This window comes from Roseateles sp. (genome assembly GCF_031397715.1).
Classification (GTDB): Bacteria; Pseudomonadota; Gammaproteobacteria; order Burkholderiales; family Burkholderiaceae_C; genus Paucibacter_A.
In genome coordinates, this window is the sequence record NZ_JANNMI010000332.1 from 1 (window position 1) to 15130 (window position 15130).

At 64.3% G+C, this 15130-nt stretch carries 14 protein-coding genes and 1 pseudogene; 5 read left to right on the plus strand and 10 right to left on the minus strand.

From position 1 onward, the window contains the following. The 6 genes and pseudogenes from RMO57_RS14555 to RMO57_RS14580 form a co-directional block, all read right to left on the minus strand. Window positions 1-1176 (minus strand): UDP-N-acetylmuramoyl-L-alanyl-D-glutamate--2,6-diaminopimelate ligase (locus RMO57_RS14555; RefSeq protein WP_310387797.1); only part of this gene is annotated, 1176 nt, incomplete at its 3' end. Between the two features lie 2 nt (window positions 1177-1178). After that, window positions 1179-2942, minus strand: coding sequence for a penicillin-binding protein 2 (locus tag RMO57_RS14560; protein ID WP_310387819.1), 1764 nt, complete (start codon window positions 2940-2942; stop codon window positions 1179-1181). Between the two features lie 68 nt (window positions 2943-3010). Next, window positions 3011-3310, minus strand: coding sequence for a cell division protein FtsL (ftsL, locus tag RMO57_RS14565; protein ID WP_310387799.1), 300 nt, complete (start codon window positions 3308-3310; stop codon window positions 3011-3013). After that, window positions 3307-4293, minus strand: coding sequence for a 16S rRNA (cytosine(1402)-N(4))-methyltransferase RsmH (gene rsmH, locus RMO57_RS14570; RefSeq protein ID WP_310387800.1), 987 nt, complete (start codon window positions 4291-4293; stop codon window positions 3307-3309). The genes ftsL and rsmH overlap by 4 nt, the downstream gene beginning before the upstream one ends. Then, window positions 4293-4733 carry a division/cell wall cluster transcriptional repressor MraZ gene (mraZ, locus tag RMO57_RS14575; RefSeq protein ID WP_310387802.1) on the minus strand — a complete coding sequence of 147 codons (441 nt, stop codon included), beginning with the start codon at window positions 4731-4733 and terminating at the stop codon, window positions 4293-4295. The genes rsmH and mraZ overlap by 1 nt, the downstream gene beginning before the upstream one ends. A gap of 442 nt (window positions 4734-5175) precedes the next feature. Beyond that, window positions 5176-5385: pseudogene (locus RMO57_RS14580) on the minus strand (transposase zinc-binding domain-containing protein); the annotation flags it as partial. A gap of 75 nt (window positions 5386-5460) precedes the next feature. Between RMO57_RS14580 and RMO57_RS14585 the strand changes: the two are divergent. Then, the gene (locus tag RMO57_RS14585) at window positions 5461-6411 is read left to right on the plus strand and encodes a PEP-CTERM sorting domain-containing protein (protein WP_310387803.1); all 951 of its coding nucleotides are present in this window, start codon (window positions 5461-5463) and stop codon (window positions 6409-6411) included. 949 nt (window positions 6412-7360) lie between these two features. Here RMO57_RS14585 and RMO57_RS14590 read toward each other — a convergent pair. Continuing rightward, window positions 7361-7618 (minus strand): hypothetical protein, encoded by a 258-nt coding sequence (locus RMO57_RS14590; protein WP_310387804.1) that lies wholly within the window; start codon window positions 7616-7618, stop codon window positions 7361-7363. Window positions 7619-7678: 60 nt separating this feature from the next. On the opposite strand from RMO57_RS14590, the gene RMO57_RS14595 reads away from it, so the two are divergent. After that, window positions 7679-8440, plus strand: coding sequence for an MOSC domain-containing protein (locus tag RMO57_RS14595; RefSeq protein ID WP_310387806.1), 762 nt, complete (start codon window positions 7679-7681; stop codon window positions 8438-8440). 100 nt (window positions 8441-8540) lie between these two features. Beyond that, complete coding sequence (gene lplT / locus RMO57_RS14600; protein ID WP_310387807.1) at window positions 8541-9797, plus strand: lysophospholipid transporter LplT; 1257 nt, start codon at window positions 8541-8543, stop codon at window positions 9795-9797. Here the strand turns inward: lplT and RMO57_RS14605 are convergent. Further along, window positions 9778-11028, minus strand: a complete 1251-nt coding sequence (locus RMO57_RS14605; RefSeq protein WP_310387809.1) for a glycosyltransferase family 1 protein — start codon at window positions 11026-11028, stop codon at window positions 9778-9780. The genes lplT and RMO57_RS14605 overlap by 20 nt on opposite strands. A gap of 172 nt (window positions 11029-11200) precedes the next feature. Here RMO57_RS14605 and RMO57_RS14610 point away from each other — a divergent pair, with 172 nt between their 5' ends. Continuing rightward, complete coding sequence (locus tag RMO57_RS14610) at window positions 11201-11845, plus strand: hypothetical protein (RefSeq protein ID WP_310387811.1); 645 nt, start codon at window positions 11201-11203, stop codon at window positions 11843-11845. Here the strand turns inward: RMO57_RS14610 and RMO57_RS14615 are convergent, their stop codons facing one another. After that, window positions 11846-13510: an aminotransferase class III-fold pyridoxal phosphate-dependent enzyme gene (locus tag RMO57_RS14615; protein ID WP_310387813.1), complete on the minus strand. Its 1665-nt coding sequence runs from the start codon at window positions 13508-13510 to the stop codon at window positions 11846-11848. 80 nt (window positions 13511-13590) lie between these two features. On the opposite strand from RMO57_RS14615, the gene asd reads away from it, so the two are divergent. Further along, window positions 13591-14448, plus strand: coding sequence for an archaetidylserine decarboxylase (gene asd, locus RMO57_RS14620; protein WP_310387814.1), 858 nt, complete (start codon window positions 13591-13593; stop codon window positions 14446-14448). Between the two features lies 1 nt (window position 14449). Here asd and RMO57_RS14625 read toward each other — a convergent pair whose 3' ends face one another. Next, a complete protein-coding gene (locus RMO57_RS14625) occupies window positions 14450-15076 on the minus strand; it encodes a LysE family translocator (protein ID WP_310387817.1) in 627 nt (208 codons plus the stop codon). Between the last annotated feature and the right edge of the window lie 54 nt (window positions 15077-15130).

Genomic DNA, 15130 nt, shown 5'->3' on the forward strand with positions numbered 1-15130 from the left:
GTCGCGGTTGCCGCCGCAGCCGAACAAGCAAATCAGCTGGCCGCCGCGAGCAATGGCCAACGGGCGCAGCGCCGTCAAGGCCTTGTCCAGCGCGTCGGGCGTGTGGGCGTAGTCGACCAACAGCTGCGGCAGCTCCCGGCCATTGCCAACCCGCTGCATGCGGCCCGGCACCGGCGTGACCCGGCCAGCGACGGCGGCGATCTCGGCCAGACCGTGGCCCAAGGCGCGCAAACAACCAATCACGCCGAGCAGGTTGGCGACGTTGTAGTCGCCGATCAGACCGGTCTCGATCAACAAGGCCTCTTCGCCCTCGCGCAGCGTGAAAGCCAGGCCACCGGCCAAATAGTGCAGCTCGGTCGCCCGCAGCCGCGCAGGGCCGGTCAAGGAGCAAGTCCAGATGTCCAGCTTGGCGCCAAGTTCCAGCGCCAGCTCAGCACCCTTGGCATCGTCGATGTTCAAGACAGCGGCACGCAGGCCCGGCATCTCGAACAGCTCGCGCTTGGCCGCCCAGTAGGCGTCCATGCTGCCGTGATAGTCGAGATGGTCTTGGGTGAAATTGGTGAACAGGGCGACGCGGATCTCGCTGCCGCTGAGGCGGAACTCTTTCAAGCCAATCGAGGACGCCTCGATTGCGCAGGCGGTGAAGCCCTCGTCTTGCATGCGGCGGAAGTTCGCTTGCAAGAGCACGGGGTCAGGTGTTGTCAGACCGGTGTATTCGATTGCCGCTGCACGGCCGCCAGGCACCGGTGGCTCGCCCACCCCCAGCGTGCCGACCACGCCGCAGCGCTGACCCAATATGCTCAACGCCTGCGCGCACCACCAGGCGGTCGAGGTCTTGCCATTGGTGCCGGTGGTGGCGATCACGGCCAAGGCCATCGACGGCTGGCCGTAGTAGGCGGCGGCGATCAGGCCGGTCTTGGACTTCAGCTCGGACAGCGAGGCGACGCGGGCATCGACAAAGCCATAACTTTCCACCCCAGCGTCCTCGACCAGACAGGTCGCCGCACCGGCCGCCAGCGCCTGCGCGACGAACTCGCGGCCGTCGCGTGCATAGCCGGGCCAGGCGATAAAGGCATCCCCCGGCTGCACCGCGCGGCTGTCGGTGCGCAGCACGCCGGTGGTCCACTCCTGCAACCAACGGGCGCAGGCTTCGGGGGATTTGAGACGGGTCAGCATGTTCAGAAACTTTCTTCCACGGCCTGCACTTTTTGAGTGGCCATGATTTGCGGCTTGACCTCCAGATCGGTCGGCACATTGAGCAGACGCAGGCTTTGCGCGACCACCTGGCTGAACACCGGGCCGGCCACCGCGCCGCCGAAATAGGCGCCGTTGCTGGGCTCGTCGACCATCACCGCGACGATGATGCGGGGCTTGGTGATCGGCGCCATGCCGACAAACCAGGAGCGGTATTTCTTGCTCGCATAGCCCTTGCCTTCTTGCTTGTGGGCGGTGCCCGATTTGCCACCGACGCTATAGCCGCTGACCATCGCCTGCGGCGCGGTACCGCCGGGGCCGGCCGCCATCTGCAGCATGCCGCGCATGGTTTCGGCCGTCTTGGGCGAAAACACCCGGATACCGGTGACCACTTCGTCGGGCTGCCTGCGCGTCATCGTGATTGGGATCACCTCGCCGTCATGGGCGAACACGGTGTAGGCGCGCGCCAGCTGCAACAGCGACGCGGACAGGCCGTAGCCATAGGCCATGGTGGCCTGTTCAATCGGCCGCCAGCTCTTGTAGGGCCGCAGCTTGCCTGAAATGGCGCCGGGAAAGTCGATCTGCGGCCGCTGGCCCAGGCCGATGGCGGTGAACAGCTCGTGCATTTCGCGCGGCGGCATGGACAGGGCCAGCTTGGCCACCCCGACATTGCTGGACTTTTGAATGATCTGCGTGACGGTCAACGTGTCGCGCGGCGTGTGGTCGGTGGGCGACCAGCCGGCGATGCTGACGCTGCCGCGCCCGGTGCTGATGACGCTGTCGGGCGTGACCCGGCCGGTCTCCAGGGCCAGGCCGACGATCATCGGCTTCATGGTCGAGCCGGGCTCGAAGATATCGGTCAGCGCACGGTTGCGCAGCTGGGCGCCGCTGAGATTTTTGCGCTCATCCGGCTTGTAGCTGGGGAAGTTGGCCAGCGCCAGGATCTCGCCGGTCTGCGCGTCCAGCACCACCACGCTGCCGGCCTTGGCCTTGTGCTCGGCAACGGCGTCGCGGATGCGCTGGTAGGCGAAGAACTGCACCTTGGAGTCGATCGACAAATCGATGTCGCGGCCATTCGCGGCGGGCACGCGCTCGCCGATGTCCTCGACCACGCGGCCCAGCCGGTCGCGCACGACCGAGCGGCTGCCGTCACGGCCCTGCAGCTCTTTTTGGCGCGCCAGCTCGATGCCTTCCTGGCCCTTGTCCTCGATATTGGTGAAGCCCACCACATGGGCGGCGGCTTCGCCTTCCGGGTATTTGCGCTTGTACTCGCGGTCCTGGAACACACCCTTCAGACCCAAGGCCTTGATCTGCGCGGCAAGCTCATCGTCGGCCTGGCGCTTCAGCCAGACAAAGCGCGTGGCCGGGTCCAGCTTGCGCTCCAACTCGGCGTTAGACCAGCCGAGGATCTTGGCCAGCGCACGTCGCTTCACCGGATCGGCGTCGACCTCCTTGGGAATGGCCCAGACCGAGGGCACGGCCACGCTGGCGGCCAGCACCTGGCCGCTGCGGTCATTGATGCGGCCCCGGCTGGCCGGCAGTTCGAGCTGATGCACATAGCGCGCCTCGCCCTGCTTTTGGTAGAAGTCGGTGCCAATTACCTGCACGTACAGCGCTCGCGCCAGCAGGCCAGCAAAAGACAGGCCCACCAAGGCGACCAGAAAGCGCGAGCGCCAGACCGGCGTTTTGGAGGCCAACAAGGGGCTGCTGGAATAGCTGACGCTGCGCGTGCCCTGGTTGGCCACCATTGCCCGGCGCGCGCGCGCCGAGCGCTTGGTCGGCTCGGCGCCCGAGCTGCTGCCACGCTTGAGCCATTTCATCGCGCGACTCCCGGGCTTGGCTTCGGGTGATCCTCGGCCGCTTGAATCACATTCGGGCTGATCGCGCGCATCTTCAGGCGCTCGCGGGCGACCTGCTCAACGCGCAAATTGGTCGCCTGCGCATGGCGCTCGGCCTGCAGGCGCTGGCTGTCGGCCTCCAACCGGCGCCCTTCGGCCTGCGCACGGTCAACGGCGGTGAACAGGCGGCGCGCTTCATAGGCGCTGCGCACCAGCACCATGCCGCTCGCCAGCACGGCGAGCAGCAAAATGAAATTGAGTCGCCCCACCACGCTCACGCACCCCGCCGGCGCTTGTGGTGCTCTAGCGGCAGCGGCGCCTCGGTGCGCTGGGCGATCCGCAAGACGGCTGAGCGCGCGCGCGGATTGGCCTGCACCTCGGCCTCACTCGGCTTGATGCGGGCAATCGCCTCCAAGGCCAAGGGCTTGGGCTCAGCGAACAGCGCGCGGCGATCGACCACCTGCTTGCTGTGGCCGCCGATGAAGTTCTTGACGATGCGGTCTTCGAGCGAGTGAAAGCTGATGATGGCCATGCGCCCGCCCGGCGCCAACAGCGCCAGCGCCGCGTTCAACCCTTGCTCAAGTTCCTCAAGTTCGCCATTGACGTGAATCCGAAGAGCTTGAAAGGTACGCGTGGCGGGGTTCTGACCCGGCTCGCGAGTCTTGACCGCACGAGCCACGACTTCGGACAGCTCGTCGGTGGTGCGCACGGGCTTGCCGTCTGTGCGGCGAGCCACAAGCGCCTTTGCAACCTGGCCAGCAAACCGTTCTTCTCCATAGTTGCGTATCACTTCCGCAATCTGGCGCTCATCGGCGCGGGCCAAAAAATCCGCGGCACTTTCGCCGCGGCTGGTGTCCATGCGCATGTCCAGCGGGCCGCTGAAGCGGAAGCTGAACCCACGCTCGGGGTTGTCAATCTGCGGGCTCGACACACCCAAGTCCAAAAGCACGCCCTGCACCTGCTCGATGCCCAAACCACGCAGCTGGCTGCGCATATCGGCAAAAGCGGAATGGACGATCGTGAAGCGTGGGTCGCTGATGCGGTCAGCCCCCTCGGTGGCGGCGGCAATCGCCTCCAGATCGCGGTCGATCGCGATCAGCCGGCCCTGGGCCCCCAGCTTGCTCAGCAAGAGGCGCGAATGACCGCCGCGGCCGAAAGTGCCGTCCACATAGATACCGTCGGGCGCCGTCAAGACGTTGTCGACCGCCTCGTTCAAGAGCACGGTGGTGTGGGAAAACGGGGTGGAAGCGGTGGTATCCATCAGAAGCTGAAGTCCTTCAAGGCATCCGGCAATTCGGACTGCATCACCTGGGCTTCATGCGCGGCATAGGCGGCCGCATCCCAGAGCTCGAAATGACTGCCCATACCCATCAACATCAGGTCTTTTTGCAGGCCGGCGCTAGCGCGCAGCTCGGGCGAAATCAGCACCCGGGCGGCGCTGTCGATTTCGACATCCATGGCGCTGCCCAGAAACACCCGCTTCCAGCCGGCGGCCGACATCGGCAAGGCGGCGATGCGGTCGCGAAAGCTCTCCCAGGCCGGCCGGGGGAACACCATCAAGCAGCCCTCGGGGTGCTTGGTCACGGTCAGCTGGCCGGCGCACAGCGCCTGCAGGACCTCACGGTGGCGCGCAGGGACGGCCAAACGCCCCTTGGCATCCATCGCCAAGGCAGAAGCCCCCTGAAACACAAAATTCGCCACGGCGACCCACCTAACTACACTAAGCTCCACTTTACTTGCCGGAACCGCCCAGGTCAAGGTGAATCGCAGATTTTTCAATAAAATCAAGCACTTAGGGCCGACTCTTCAAATTCACATTGGGCAAAAATCGTTAAAAAATAAGGACTTGCAAGTGGGTCTGCAAGTTGAGGATGAGGTGAGGCAGCTTGCCGCCTAGGATTGGCCGAGGCTGCGAGCTCGCCCTGCCACGGTCGCGAACTTAGGCAGCTCGGCGCTTGAGCGCCAAAAACGCATCCCGAAGCAAATCGACGTTGACATGGTGCAGCAGCGCGGTGATCCCCCCGCAAGGTGCGGTGACACGTCGCTCCAGCAAATTCAATGCGCAGCGGTCGGCGCATCGAATCGTCTTCGGCAGCTGCGGGGTCACAAGAGGTGCGGGATTGACCCTCAGCCCTAGCACAGCCAGCAGCAGGCGAAGCGGGATCGGCAGTGCGAGCGCCCACTGGCGCACCGGCACGCGCGGGATGACGCGGTCCACCAGATGGGCCGCCGTCTGTGCCATGCGCCGGGCGCCGCATGAAGGGCAAAAACCGCGCCGCTTGCAGCTGAAGGCGACGATCTTGTCGTGGCCGCAGTCACCGCAGCGCAATCGCAGGGATCCGCGAGCGAGGATGGAAGAACCGCTTGTCCGACGCGGCACGCGGCGCTAAGCTGCATGGCTCGTTTCGTCCGTCAAAAAGGAGCCCTCATGAAAACTCCACTGTTCACCCTTACGCTGCTGCTGGCAGCGCTGTTTTCCCCCGCGCAGGCAGGTCTGAACATCGTCGATTTCCGAGTGACCGCATTCGCCGAGACAAAGAACGCCGGTGCCCAGACCGACATTCAAAGTCTCGACGACACTTCGCCAAACGGCCTGCCGTTCACGCTGACCGCAACGGCGCAAGAGGGTGTCAACTTCGCCACCGCCTTGCAAGACAAGGGCGGCTTTTTCAAGAATCAAGCCGGAATGGCGGTGAGCCAATATTTCACCAACAACTCGGTGTCCGCCACCGCCCGAACCCATTACGGCATCATTGTTGGAACCGACCAAATAGACACCCCCCTGGATTTGACTTTCCACTTTCTCGGTGCCATTGCAAATGGCCGGGCGCAGTATGGTGCCGGTGCAATCGAAGCGTCTATCGTTGCCAGCATCTTCGGTTACCGCGATGGGGTGCCCGCCTTCCCGTTACTTTTTCCCCCGTCGTCTTCGTTTTGGAGCATTTCTAGATCTGTGATCCTCGACAATGCTGCATTTAACGGCAGCGGCCTGTTTACCATGACCGGGACGTCGGTGGACCGACGTGGAGTCGGGTTGCCCACAGAGAGCTTTCAATCGGGATACGAACCCCAGTCCTTCTTTTCGGCCGGGGGTCTGACGGTTGATGCGTTCAGTGCCTCGATCAATTTCGGCGTGCTTCAACCGGGCGAGTTTTTTATCTTCGGCTATTCAAGCGAAGCGCGGGTATCCGGCGAGGCCGTGCAATACACCGGGGGAGCTTTCGCGCAAGTGGTCGACCCATTTTCCCTGGCCTCGCCACCGCCCTTCCTAATTTCGTTGGCGGGCCTCCAGTTGCCAACGGCTCCGGTGCCCGAACCCGCAAGCTACTTGCTAATGCTGGCCGGACTCGGGCTGTTGGGCTGGCGTCGCCTGCGCTGAGCGTCGGTCAATCTAGTTGCTTCGGCGGCAGCACGAACGATCCCGGTCGGCTGCGCAGCCGCTTGAAGATCGCCTGCCGGATGCGGCTGTGATCTGCGGGCCGGTTTCCGCGTGAGCGCAACGCGACCGCGACAGAGCTCGGCGCTTGGTGCGCTTGAATCTGTCTTCGGTGGCGGCTGTGGTCTGCTGGGCGTTGACAGCGCCGCCGAAAAGCGTCCTTCTCGGCCGCCGTTTGCGGGTCATCCCTGGTCACAAGTTGCCTGGTGCGCGTACATTGCCGGGCGCTGGTCTTGATTTTGAACTTCTAGCCAGGTTGGTTGGGGTTCGCTCCGCTCACCCCAACAATTCAAAACCGCCACAACGCCGAGTCTTCTACCCTGCAGCATTTGCCTTGGCTTCAGCTACTCATGCAGTCTTCCATCAGTTGAGCCTGGTTTTGCCGCGTTAGGCACTGCCGCCCTGGCCGTCGCCGTGCTGCAGTGCGCTTGCATCGCGATCGACGGTTCCTACCCACGTGCAAGACGCCCGCTCCGATTTGGCTCGGCCCGCCGACGAGCGATTTGTGCGCGGCCGAGGGCGCAGCGAAGCGGGTCAGGCGCGCGCAGCGCGCTTCAACAACTGACGCGCCGGCACTGTTTGACTACAGTGAGCGCAGCGAACGAAGTGAGTTTGCCGCCGCTGACCCGCGCAGTGAGCAACGAGGGCAGTCGGCTCGCCAGAGCCGACCCGGGCACCATGAGCACGGCGGCGGGCCGAGCCAAAGAGCGCGAGTGAGACCAATTCGAAAGGCTGCTCCGGGCACCGAGCTGACCAACACGAGCAAGTTCGCCGTTTGAGCCAGCGGCGCCCTGACCCTATTTCGCAACTTGTGACGACTATCGTTGGACCTGCCAGCGCAAGCGATCCGCGTTGCCTGGCTTTGCTCCGCGCCTGCTGTTTGAATTCACGCTCAGTCCGGCAGGCTAAGCCCAAGGTCACTCAGCTTCTTCGCGTAGGCGTCCCGGCGCTTGGCTGCTTTGTTTGCGGCATCGGTGGCGGCCTGTATGGCTTTGGGGCCCTTTTTCGCGACCGTTTGAATCAGCCCGAACTTGTGCGCCGCATCGGCCTGCGCCCTTCGGAAGGTGGCGATGAGTGCGGCGTGGGCAATGGATGGATTCACAAGCACCTCAATGTCAAATGCTGCTATTTTCAGCCTTGCCCTGAACACGGCTTCCTAGCCGAGCCAGCGCCGCCACGCCACAGCACCCCCAGATCAACCCCCTCCTTGATGCCATCAAACCTACTTTCAACCGCAGCAACTGACCAGGCGCAGCCCTGGCGTTCGATAGGCTCGGTTCAGCAGCTCTATATTCGCGACCGTCAATCGGCCAAGCCACGGCCCGTTGCCGAGGCGCAGGCCATCACCGGTGCCGGGCTCCAGGGTGACCGGCACGCCAATCCGCTGTCGCCGCGGCAGCTGTTGATCGCCAGCGCGGACACGTATCGGGATTTGCACTTGCCGGCCGCCGTGCTGCGCGAAAACCTGCTGGTCGACTTCCCCACGCAGGAACTTTCGTCGGGCAGCCTTCTGCGAATCGGCCAGGCGCTCGTACTTTGGATCACCTTCCAGTGCGAACCCTGCACACTGCTCGACCGGCGCCAACCTGGGGTGGTCAAGGCCTTGGACGGGCGCCGCGGCGTGCTGGCTCGGGTGCTGCGCGGCGGAACCGTCCGCATCGGTGATCCGATCAGCCACCTCAGCTCGAACATTCCGCCGATGAGCGACGCGTGGCAGGACAGGGTTGTGCACGTGATGCGCCATGTCCCCCAAGACAAGGTGCTTGACTACGGCCAACTTGCGGACTTGGCCGGCGTCGCCAAGTCCTGTTGCCGCGCCTTCCCCCGCATGCTGGCCAATCGCTGCCCGGAGCTGGCGCAGCGAGCACAGAGCGGCAAGCTGCTCAGCCCCGAGCAAGGCTGGCGCGGCACTGAGCTGTTCGGCGTCCGCGCCTTCCTGTCGGACCTGCCGGACCTACGTCTAGACGCGTGAGGGTTGCGCGCGTATTTTGTGCACGGTCAAGCCCTGCTTGTCACCACCGTTTCACGCGACGCTGTCACGCTCCTGCCTTCGATTCCACCGGCGAACGCTGATGCCCTCCGGCTTCTATTTACTGATCGCGGCACAGTTCGCCTCGGCCTTGGCCGACAACGCCCTTTTGATCGTCATCATCGCGCGGCTGCAGGAGCTGAACCTGCCCGGTTGGTGGGCACCGATGTTGAAGTTCGGCTTCACGATTTCTTATGTCGTGCTGGCGCCTTTTGTCGGCCCGCTGGCGGACGCTGTCCCGAAAGCGCGGCTGATGGCCTGGATGAATGGGGTCAAGCTGCTCGGCGTGCTGGCGCTGGCGCTGGGCCTGCATCCGTTCGCGGCCTTCGCCGTGGTGGGCTTCGGCGCGGCCGCCTATGCGCCGGCCAAATATGGCCTGGTGACCGAGCTGGTCGGGCCGCAGCGCCTGGTGCTGGCCAACGGCTGGGTGGAGGTCAGCGTGGTTTGCGCGGCGCTGTTCGGCGTCGTGCTGGGCGGCTTGCTGGTCAGCCCCTGGTTGCTGGGCCTAAGCGGCTTCAGCGCGGCACAACAAGGACTGCAAGGCTTGGCCTGGCTGACGCCCAGTCAGCTCAGCCTGTCGATCGCCCTGCTCTTGCTGGTCTACGGCCTGGCGGCCCTGCTGAATCTGGGCGTGCCGGACAGCGGCGCCCGCTACCCCGCCAGCGGCCTGCACCCGCGGCGCCTGTGCCTGGACTTCTGGCAAGCCAATCGGCGCCTCTGGGCCGATGCCGACGGCGGACTCTCGCTGGCGGTGACCACGCTGTTCTGGGGCGTCGCCGCGACGCTGCAGTTCGCGGTGCTGCGCTGGGCCGACGACGTGTTGCGGTTGCCGCTGTCGCAGGCGGCCTATTTGCAGGCGGCCGTGGCGGTCGGCGTGATCGCCGGTGCGGGCATCGCCGGGCGCTGGGTGCCGCTGCATGCGGCCAAGCGCATGCTGGTGTTCGGCGTACTGCTGGGCCTGTTCATACCGGCCATTGCCAGCGCGGACTCGCTGGTGGTGGCGATCCCGCTCTTGGTGTTGGTGGGCGCCGTCGGCGGGCTGATGGTGGTGCCCTTGAACGCGCTGCTGCAGCACCGCGGCTACTGCCTGCTGACCGCCGGCCGCTCGATCGCCGTGCAGGGTTTCAACGAAAACGCCAGCGTGCTGGGCATGCTGGCGGTCTACGCCGGGCTGTTGGCGCTCGACGCTTCCATCGTCACGGTGATGTGGGGGTTTGGCCTGTGTATCGCGGCTGCGATGAGCCTGCTGATTTGGGCAGAGCGCCGCCGGCTCGGCGCGGTCAAACCGTGCGCTGTCTAGACGCCACGATGGGCGAGCGATAGGGCTGATCGGCGCGGTGGATGACCGAGTCGAGCACGCCCTCGAAGCGGGCCACGATGCTGCTCCAGTCCAAGGCCTGGGCAGTTTGGCTGGCCGCCGCACCCATGCGCCGCCGGCCGGCGGCATCGGCGGCCAACTCCACCGCGGCTCGCACAAAGCCGGCCGCGTCATCGATCTCGACCACTCGGCCGTTCACACCGTTGCGGATCAGCTGGGCGGCCGCCGCGTAATTGAAGGCGACAACTCCCAAGCCGCTGGCCATCGCTTCGGTGGTGACGTTGCCGAAGGTCTCGGTCAGGCTGGGGAACAAGAACAGATCGGCGCTGGCGTAATGGGCGGCCAAGTCCTCAGCGCTGCGCTGGCCGACAAAAATCGCCTGCGGCAATTGCTGCTGCAAGTCGGCCTGCTGCGGGCCGCTGCCGACCACCACCAGCTTGGCGCGCGCATCAATCCGGCTGATCGCCTCGAAGGCGGCCATCAAGGCGGGTAGATTTTTTTCCGGGGCGATGCGGCCGACATAGACCACCACCAAGTCGTCGGGCTTCACGCCCCATTGCTCACGCAGCGCCTGGCTGCGCCGCTGCGGCGAGAACTGCTGCACGTCCACGCCGCGTGACACCACGCTCAGATTCTTGAAGCCGCCGGCCTCCAGATCGCGCCGCAGCGCCTCGGTCGGCACCATCGTCGCCTGCGTGCGGTTATGAAACTTGCGCAGGTAGGCCATGATGGGTTTGTACAGCCAGCCAATGCCGTAATGCCGGCTGTAGGCGTGGAAATTGGTGCGGAAGTCCGAACAGACCGGCAGCTTCAGATGCACCGCCGCCTGCAGCGCCGACCAGCCCAAGGCACCCTCGGTGGCGATGTGCACGACGTCGGGCCGGTGCAGCGACCACAGCTGCACCAGCGCGCGCTTGGACGGCAGGCCCATGCGCAAATTCGGATAGCGCGGGATCGGCAGGCCGCGCATCAAGACCTCGTGAAAACGCACGCTGGTCTCGGCCGCATCGCTGGCGTCCTGGCGTGGCCGGATCAGTTGAACGTCGTGGTTACGCGCATGCAGGCCGTCGACGATGCGAGCAATCGTCATCGCCACGCCGTTGACCTCGGGCGGATAGGTCTCCGTCACGAAGGCGATGCGCAAAGAGCGCTGCGCTGCTGGGTAGTTGTCGACCAAGATGCCGTTGGAACTCGCTGTCGTGACATTCTTCATGCGCCCATGGTGCACGCTGCACATAACACTTCGATGACACGGACAAAGAAACCGGGCAATCCCATAGCGAGGCGCAATAGTCACGGAATTTTCACGCAGCGCCGTCACCATCCCGTCGCAGCATGCCGGCCCATCCCGGGCGGCAGCACCTGCCACTGACGAGGACGTGCGCGTGAACGACAAGCCTTTTCTTCAAACTCTTGCCCACACGCTGCGAGTACAGCGCTGGGACGACCACCGCTACTACCACCACAGCCGCATCAACCAGAGCCTGCATCTGCTCAGCGCGATCTTCTTTCTGATCTCGTACGCGATGCTGTTCTTCAACCCGGCGATGGCCGCGCTGCTGGCCTGGTGCGTGTCGATGACCAGCCGCCAAGCGGGGCACTTCTTCTTCGAGCCGCGTGGCTATGACCACATCAACCAAGCCAGCGATGAGCACAAGGAAGAAATCAAAATCGGCTACAACATCCAGCGCAAGATTGTGTTGTTGGCGATCTGGGTGGCCATTCCTGCGGCGCTGTGGTTGCAGCCCTCGCTGTTCGGCCTGATCCAGCCGGCCGCCGATCTGCAGGGCTGGTTGCATGATGTCGGCATCGCCTGGTTGGCGCTGGGCGTGGCGGGGCTGGTCTTCCGTGTTTTGCAGCTGTGGATTCAGCAAGACCTGATGACGGGCGTGGCCTGGATGACCAAGATCCTGACCGACCCCTTCCACGACATCATGCTGTATCACAAGGCGCCGCTGTACTTGCTGCGCGGCGAACTGATCGACCCGATGAATCATGTTTCGCATGATCTGCACGCGAAACACAGTTGATCAAGAACGGCGCCAGATTTGCTGCAGCATTTCCTTCAGCAAGCCGCGTTTGATGACTTTGTTCGTCAGCGCGGCGTCGGCGTCCCACCAGCCCTCGGCCCGCATTGTTTGTGCCGCTTTGACAAAGCGCTGCGTGACTTCATCGAAGTCCGCATCGCTGTAGTTGAGGCTAAAGATCAGCCGGCCGGTGCCGACCCAACTCAGCGCCAGCCCTTGCTCGCGCAAATAGAACTGCAACATCCAGTTGTAGCGCGACGGCTCGGTGTAGAACACCGTCCAGATCGACTGCATATGAGCCACCCGCACCGGCAAGCCGGCGCTTGCCAGCGCCGCGTTGAAGCGCTCGGCGCGCGCATGCCAACGCTCGTCCAGGCCCGCGTAAACGGCTTGAATTGCCGGCGTATCCAGCCGGTCCAAAAACACCTTCATCGCCCCCATCACATAGGGATGCGCATTGAAGGTGCCGCGGGCGAAGCAGATATCGACCGGGCGCTCCTCGCGGAAGCGCTTCATCAAGGCGCGCTTACCGCAGACCACGCCGACCGGCAGGCCGCCGCCCAGGGTCTTGCCGTAAGTGACCATATCGGCGCGCACGCCGAAGTATTCCTGCGCGCCGCCCGGCGCCAGCCTGAAGCCCAGGAACACCTCATCGAAGATCAACACAATGCCGCGCTCGCTGCAGACTTCGCGCAAGGCCTTCAGCCAAGTCGTGTAGGCGGCGCGGTCATAGCCCGCACGCCGGCCGCTGTCCAAGAGTTGCGAGTCCCCCGGAGCGCCCTTGTTCGGATGCAGCGCCTGCAGCGGGTTGATCAGCACGCAAGCCACATCCTTGCGCGTGCGCAGCACCTGCAGGCTGCGCTCCTCCATCTCCTGCAAGGTGTAGGTTTCGCGCGGCGGCAGTGGGTTGCCGATGCCGGGCTGCACGTCCTCCCACCAGCCGTGATAGGCGCCGCAAAAGCGCACCAGGTGTTTGCGCTTGGTGTGATAACGCGCCAGCCGCACGGCCTGCATCACCGCCTCGGTGCCCGACATATGGAAGGACACCTCGTCCAGGCCGGAGATGCTTTTCAAGCGGTCGACGTTGTCGGCCACGCAGGGGTGGTAGGCGCCCAGCACCGGCCCGAGCTGGTGGGTCAAGGCGATGCCCTCGTCCACGCAGTCGCGGTAGAAGTCGTAGCCGAACACATTGACGCCGTAGCTGCCGGTCAGGTCGTAAAAGCGGTTGCCGTCCAGGTCCACCACCTCGACGCCGGACGATGCCTGCAAAAAGCTGCCGGTCTTCAAATGTTCGCGCAAATAGGGGCTGTACTGAAACGGCACCCGGTAGCTGCCGGTGAACTGCAGGTCGGAAATCCCCTCGCGCGCGCGCGCCGTCATCGCGATGCTCTTGGCGTAGCGTTGAGCAAAGGTCTCGGCCAGTCGCTTGAAGCCGATGCGGCGGCGGTTGGCGACCTGTTCGAGCGCGCCGTCGGAATTAAAGAAGCGCGCCTCGTCATAGGCATAGCCCGGTATCCAGCCGGCCAGCCGTTTGGCCATGCGCGAATGACCGGCCAGCGAGCGGTGCTTGGCGCGCGACAACTCCAGCCGCCGTTTGGCGCGCGGCAGCGTCCAGGCCAAGGCAGCCAGGGCCAGCGCGGAAAGTGCAAAAGAAGAGGTTTGTTCCATGAGCAAGTCAGAAGTCCAGTCCCCCTATCTAATCAGCGCTGCTTGACAGCCTCGTGAATATGACAATTTCCCTCAGAAAGATGCTCCAACAGGAGGATCTGAACTTTTTGCTGACGAACCGGATTCCGCGCATCGCCCTGACCCGGCTGATGGGCAAGTTCAGCCAGATCCGCAACCCGCTGCTGGCGCGTGCCTCGATCGCGGTCTGGCGCTTGTTCACCGACCTGGACCTGAGTGACGCCAAGCAGCAAAAGTTCGACAGCCTGCACGACTGCTTCACACGCGAGTTGGTGGCGGGCGCACGCCACGTGGACATGGCCGAGAACGTCTTGAGCAGCCCTTGCGACGCCATCGTCGGCGCTTGTGGGCGGGTGGTTGACGAGGGCAAGGGACGGCAGCTCTTTCAGGCCAAGGGCTTCCCGTATTCGATGCAGGACCTGTTCGGGCCCAGCCAAGACACCTCCGCCTTCCAAGACGGCATGTTTGTCACGCTGCGCCTGACCTCGGCGATGTACCACCGCTTCCATGCGCCGCAGGACTGCACGGTCGAACATGTGACGCACATCGCCGGCGACACCTGGAACGTCAACGCTATCGCCCTAAAACGGGTCGAACGGCTGTTCTGCCGCAATGAGCGCGCCGTGCTGAGGGCAAGGCTGAAGAGCGGCGAGACTATCGCCATCGTGCCGGTGGCTGCCATCCTGGTGGCCAGCCTCAGACTGCATTTCCTCGATCTGCTGCTGCATGTCGACTACCGTGGCGCTAACGAATTAGCTTGCCAGGCCTCGTTCAAGAAGGGCGAGGAGATGGGCTGGTTCCAGCATGGCTCCACCATCCTTGTGTTCGCGCCCAAGGGCTTTATTTTGAGCCCGGGCATTGAGAACGGCAGCAGGATTCAGATGGGGCAGGCCTTGATGCAAATCCCCGGGGCCGCGTGAATTAGCGCTCGGCCAAGGCAAGCCGCAAGGCCAAGCCAATGAAGACCGTGCCGGCCAGCCAGTTCAGGCCACGCTGCGCGCTGACCGAGCGCTTCAAGACGCGGCTGACGGCGCCGGCAAAGAAGGTGATCGAGCCAAAGGAGATCAGCGTGGCGCCTATGAAGATCAGCCCCAGTTGCGCGATTTGCCAAGCCACCGCGCCCTGGCTTGCATTGACGAATTGCGGCAGCAGCGCCAGAAAGAAAAACACCACCTTGGGATTGGTCAAATTCATGACCACGCCGCGCCCGTACATCTTCAAGGGGCTCATGCGGGCCTGCGCCTGCTCGGCCAGCGGCCCGACCGGCGCGCGCAGCACCTGATAGGCCAGGTAGACCAGATAGGCCGCGCCGGCGAATTTCAAAACCGTGAAGGCGGTGGCCGAGGCGGCGAACAAGCCGGCCAAACCAAAGGCAATCGCCAGCGTGTGCAGCATCAAGCCGGTGCACAGGCCCAGCACCACGTAAAAGCCCGCACGCCGCCCATGGGTGGCCGATTGGATCAGCACGAAGAGGTTGTCTGGTCCCGGCGTGTAGCCCAAGAGCAAGGCCAAGGTGAAGAAGGTCAGCGCGGTTTGGAGGCTCAGCATGAGGGGGCACAAAGCGGTGGATTATCCGCAGGCATCGCGAACGCAGCCGCGCAG